This window comes from Bradyrhizobium sp. 132, assembly GCF_023074185.1.
In the GTDB taxonomy this organism is placed as follows: Bacteria; Pseudomonadota; Alphaproteobacteria; order Rhizobiales; family Xanthobacteraceae; genus Bradyrhizobium.
In genome coordinates this window covers 1-4673 of the sequence record NZ_JADPKY010000088.1, presented here as the reverse complement: position 1 = coordinate 4673, position 4673 = coordinate 1, and the positions used below count along the sequence as shown (strand labels likewise).

Genomic DNA, 4673 nt, shown 5'->3' with positions numbered 1-4673 from the left:
TCAGCGTCGGCCAGCCGCACGGCTTGAATCGGCGTCAGCATGCCTAGCGTAGCGCAAGTTTCCATACCGAGCCGCTTAATGGCGCTGACCATGTGCATATCTTATCAAGGTCGCGATCTTTTGGACTACGCGAGCCGCAGCCATGCAGAAACGGGTCGCGCCGGCGCTCTTGGCTCGTTGCGCGCTCGCAACTACATCAGCCCCGCCCAAAACTAGACGCTTTGAGCCGGTGTCATAGTGCGCGCTTTGCGAGCAGTAGCCACAGTCTTCCGGACATCCCCAGTCTTGATTCTAGGTAGACTTGCCGTTTCGATGTGATTTTGATCGAAGTTCTTGCGATGGACGCTCTGCGCTTGAAAAATCAGTCAGCAAACGGCCGCTGATAAAGCGCTTCGGCCTTGCCGATCTCCTAACTTATGCGAACTGACGCCTCCTGTTGGTGATCGCTCCTGTCCACTCTGACGCCCGTCGCCATAAAACTTGCCCTTAATCGCACAATGATTGTTTGCATTTGCTGGCGCAGGCCACACGTCAATTATAAGTCGTCGCAAAGAAAGGAAACCTACAAACGTGCGCTTTTGAACTCCCGTATCCCTTCGAGCCCGTGCGCAGAAATTCACCGAAGGACACGAATGGCTCGGCATGCGGGGCTTGAGGTAAGCCAGGCCAAAATCGCGGACGACCTAACACGTTGACGCGGTTGTCTCTAAACGGTGCGCTGGTAGCCAGCTCCGCTCGATATCGGCGCAAACGGCGCGATTGTGCGCAATTGCTGCGCAAACCTTAAGATACTAAGCAAATTCGACCGATGTACTCGGATACGATGCGAAGATCAGTGTCGTCGGATGCTCTCGCGCTTCAAAAAGCGCGCCCTGATTGACGATCGACAACAACTTGCGGTGTTTCGGCTATGAAAGAAGAAGTGGCTGCGAACGGAGGCGAGCGGTTAGGCGAGAGTGCTTGGAAGCATCTCATCGTCTCACGCGATGGCCCGACCGTCGAGGTTGAGCTCCACCGGCCGAGTGCTCGCAACGCGTTGAACGCCGCTATCATAAAGGAGCTGACGGAGGTGGCGCGTCTGCTCCGGCGACGATCCGACGTGCTCGCCGTTATTCTCGCTGGCGGAGAGACCAATTTCTCGGCTGGAGCGGATCTTTCCGCCGGCGAGGCTGACGCTGCGGTGGGGCCAAGCAAAGTCCCCACTCTGCTTGAGGCGCGGGAGGAGTTAATGACGGGCCCAGACCTATGTCGGGCATGGGAGGAGATCGAGGCCGTGACCATCGCAGCCATCGAGGGCTATTGTCTCGGCGGCGGATGCGCGATCGCGATGGCCTGCGATTTCCGTATCATGGCGGAGGGCGCTTACATGCGCCTGCCTGAGATTCCGCTCGGCATGAACATGAGCTGGAACAGCGTCCCTAGGATCACGACGCTTGTCGGGCCGTCTCGCGCTAAACGATTCGTCATTCTTGGCGAGGCAGTTGACGCCGAGACCTGCGTTGGATGGGGTATGGCCGACGAGGTGACGAAGAAGGGCGAGGCGCGCGCGGTGTCTAGAGCATGGGCCGCCAAAGTCAGCACGCTGCCGCCGATCCCGGTACGCATGACGAAAGAGGCGATCAACGCTCAAGCGACAGCGACCCATCTGATCAGCAGCTTCGCCGACCGCGACCAGTTCCTCCTGACGTCTCGAAACGGAGGATTACAAAGAGGGTATCGCTGCATTCCTAGAAAAACGGAAACCTGCCTTTCGGGGGAATTAGGCTATGGAAAGCGAGCCGCGCCGCCTTGTTAGAATCTTTTCGTCCTATCGCACTTTCGTGGGCCGCTTCGGGCGGCGTGCGGCGCGATCCGGTTCGAACCGCGAACAGGCCGGCGACCACCGAACGTCTTCGGTAGGGCCTACTAGCTCCCATCGGAGCTCAGCATGAGCATACAACCCCTGACTGGCCTGCGCGTCCTGGAGATCGCCGACGCCGCGAGTGGCGGATTTTGCGGCCGCCAGTTCGCGCAGTGGGGCGCCGAGGTAGTCATCCTCGAGCCACCCACGGGCGGCTCACTCCGGAGTCTTGGTCCACGGTGGCGTCTTAGGGCAGCGGAAGGCTCGGCGGCCTTCGAAATGCTCGGTGCGGGCAAGCGCAGCGCTCCGTTAGACGCAGTACACGAACTGATCGACGGGGCGGATGTGTTGGTCTGTGACCTAGCGCCGGAGACATTCAGTGCCCGCACCAGCTTGGATTTGCTTACGCTGCGGCAAGGGCGCCCCGGCCTGGTTGTGGCGGCTATTCGCCCTTTTGGCCTCCGAGGCCGAGAGGCCAGTGGGACCGCCGAGCTCGAAGCGCTGAGCGGATATCTCAGCCTCAATGGCCCGTCCGACGGTCCACCGCTTCCGGCGCCGCCGAATCTGCTTGACCACGTGCTGGGCGCGAATGCGTTTGTGGCCGCAATGGCAGCGCTTGTGCGACGAGCGCGCACAGGGGCTGGCGACCTGGTGGAGGTGTCGGGACTAGAGACAGTGGCGAGTCTTCTGATGTGGCTGCGCGAGCAGCATCAGCCCGCACCGACGAACCGAAATGACGGCACACCCGAAGGCGGGTGCTTGCTTGCCTGCCGTGACGGCGTGGTTTCGGCGCATTTCGGCTGGACCGAAAATTTGCCCGCCTTTCGAGAAGTGCTGGGCGTGCCAGATTGCGTTGACCTCGACCCGCAGCTTAATGGCGATTTACGCGCTATTGCGGAATGGAGGGCGGCCGTTTTGGCGCCCTATGCGGCGCAGCTCACTGTTGAGGAGGTCTTCCTGGGCTTGCAAGTCCGCGGCGTAGCCTGCGGAAAAGTTCAGACCCTGACGCAGGTGTTGGCCGATCCACAACTGGAAGATCGTGGCTTCTTCCGGACCTTGGCGCATCCGTTGGCTGGACCGATCCCTTTAGCGGGAGCCGCCGCGTCGATTTCGGGCGTCGTATCGTCCGCACCCGAGGCGGCTCCCGCTCCTGCGTCGATCACCGCAGCAGATCTAGCCTGGCACCCTCGAAAGCCGCAGCGCGGAACGGAGCTCGACCGTTCGCCACCGCTGGCGGGCCTTAAGGTTCTGGACCTCACCCAAGCTTGGTTGGGGCCGATGGTGGGCATGCTGCTGGCAGATCTGGGCGCCGATGTGATTAAGGTGGAGGCCGTGCAGCGGCCTGACGTCTGGCGGCTCATGGGACAGGTCGAAGCCGCGCCGGGCGCAGCCACCGCGGCCGTCAATCGCAGCTGTTACTTCAACGCCGTGAATCGCAATAAACGTGGATTGGGCCTGGATCTTAAGAACCCGGCCGGCGCGGCGGCGCTTCTACGGCTCGCCAGTGATGCCGATCTCGTGCTCGAGAACTTCACACCTCATGTGATGGGCCGATTTGGGCTCGACTACCATACCCTTGTGGCGAGACGCTCCGACATCATCCTAACGTCGTTCAGCGGCTTCGGCGCAACGGGCCCCTACGCATCGTTCAAGGCCAACGGCGTCTCGATCGAGGCGCTCGCCGGGTGGGATGGCCTGAACCTCGATGCCGCCGGGCGTCCGGTCCTCATGGGAGGCTACCCAGCCGACCCGATCTGCGGCCTGCAGATGGCGGGCGCAACTCTTGTCGCGCTATTTCGCCGACTGGTCACGGGCTCGGGCGCCTGGGTGGAAGGCTCTATGCTCGAGGCGGCCGTCGGGTACATTGCCGACGCGCTTCTTGCTGAGGCGTTCTCGATAGCCGGCGCTGAGATCACTCCGGCGTCACGCGCCCCGGTGGAGCGGGCAAGCGGAAAGGATTCTTGGCAGGTTTGCGGCCATAGCGGCATCGCGCCGGTCCGCAGCACCTGGGAGGCCCTGGAGGCGACGGACCTCGCGGACTGGTTCATTCGCCTGGAGGCGCCTGGTATGAGATGCCATCGGCACACGGGGCGCCTCTGGCGCTTTGCTGACGCCGTGCTGCCGTCACCTCGGCCGCCGCCCCGGCTGGGCGAAGATACGATCGAAGTGCTGTCTTGCCGGTTCACGCCGAAGGAGGTCGAGACCCTCCTGGAGGCCGGCATCGCAGGTTCGCTTCCCTAAGCCCCGATCAGCATTGTGCTGGCGGTTCAAGTCTAATTTAGATCTTCGCAGCCTGTCGTGGCCGCAATCGAGGGAGGGTGTCCCGCAATCAGGCTTTAAAGCAGTCTGGTCGCGATCAGCACGGCCTTTGGCTGGATGCAGCCGGTCGAGGAGACCGGCTGGGTTGAGCTAGCCAGGATGGGTGGCCACAAGCCGAAGGCAGGTTTCCGGAGATCATGCAGCGTCGCTATTGCAGCGGATCAAGGATGGTGATTTCACCATACGCGGCTCGTTGCCGAGCTTGCCGACGGCGGCCTGAAGGTCGACTACGAGTCGGACTGTGGGATGCCGAGAAGCTCAGCAAAAAAAGCGTGCTGGCTGGCGAACGCGATCGTCCCGAGATCGCTCGGCGGCGAGCCCGGTTGAAAATATCAAGGTCGTGTCGAGGCTGAGCGGCTGGTCTTCATCGACGAGACTTGGATTTTAACTAGTCGTCCGTGAACAAGGCTCTAAGCGATTGAGCGAGAGTCCGTTTTCCGACTGCGGATGGGTTTGAGATTGCAAGGATTTGGAGTTCGAGACCGCCAAACCTTGCAATTTCGTTTTGTGGATT

General features: G+C 61.5%; 2 protein-coding genes and 1 pseudogene. 2 read left to right on the top strand and 1 reads right to left on the bottom strand.

The window, feature by feature from the left end:
- Window positions 1-406, bottom strand: a pseudogene (locus tag IVA74_RS14800) (biotin synthase); the annotation flags it as partial.
- Window positions 407-910: 504 nt separating this feature from the next.
- Here IVA74_RS14800 and IVA74_RS14795 point away from each other — a divergent pair.
- Entirely contained in the window at window positions 911-1795 is an 885-nt protein-coding gene (locus tag IVA74_RS14795; protein WP_247344815.1) for an enoyl-CoA hydratase/isomerase family protein, read from the top strand.
- Window positions 1796-1927: 132 nt separating this feature from the next.
- A complete protein-coding gene (locus tag IVA74_RS14790) occupies window positions 1928-4081 on the top strand; it encodes a CoA transferase (protein WP_247344813.1) in 2154 nt (717 codons plus the stop codon).
- The last annotated feature ends 592 nt before the right edge of the window (window positions 4082-4673 follow it).

Coding starts and splice junctions, on each gene's coding strand:
- IVA74_RS14795 (WP_247344815.1), top strand. CDS start 911: ATGAAAGAAGAAGTGGCTGCGAACGGAGGCGAGCGGTTAGGCGAGAGT.
- IVA74_RS14790 (WP_247344813.1), top strand. CDS start 1,928: ATGAGCATACAACCCCTGACTGGCCTGCGCGTCCTGGAGATCGCCGAC.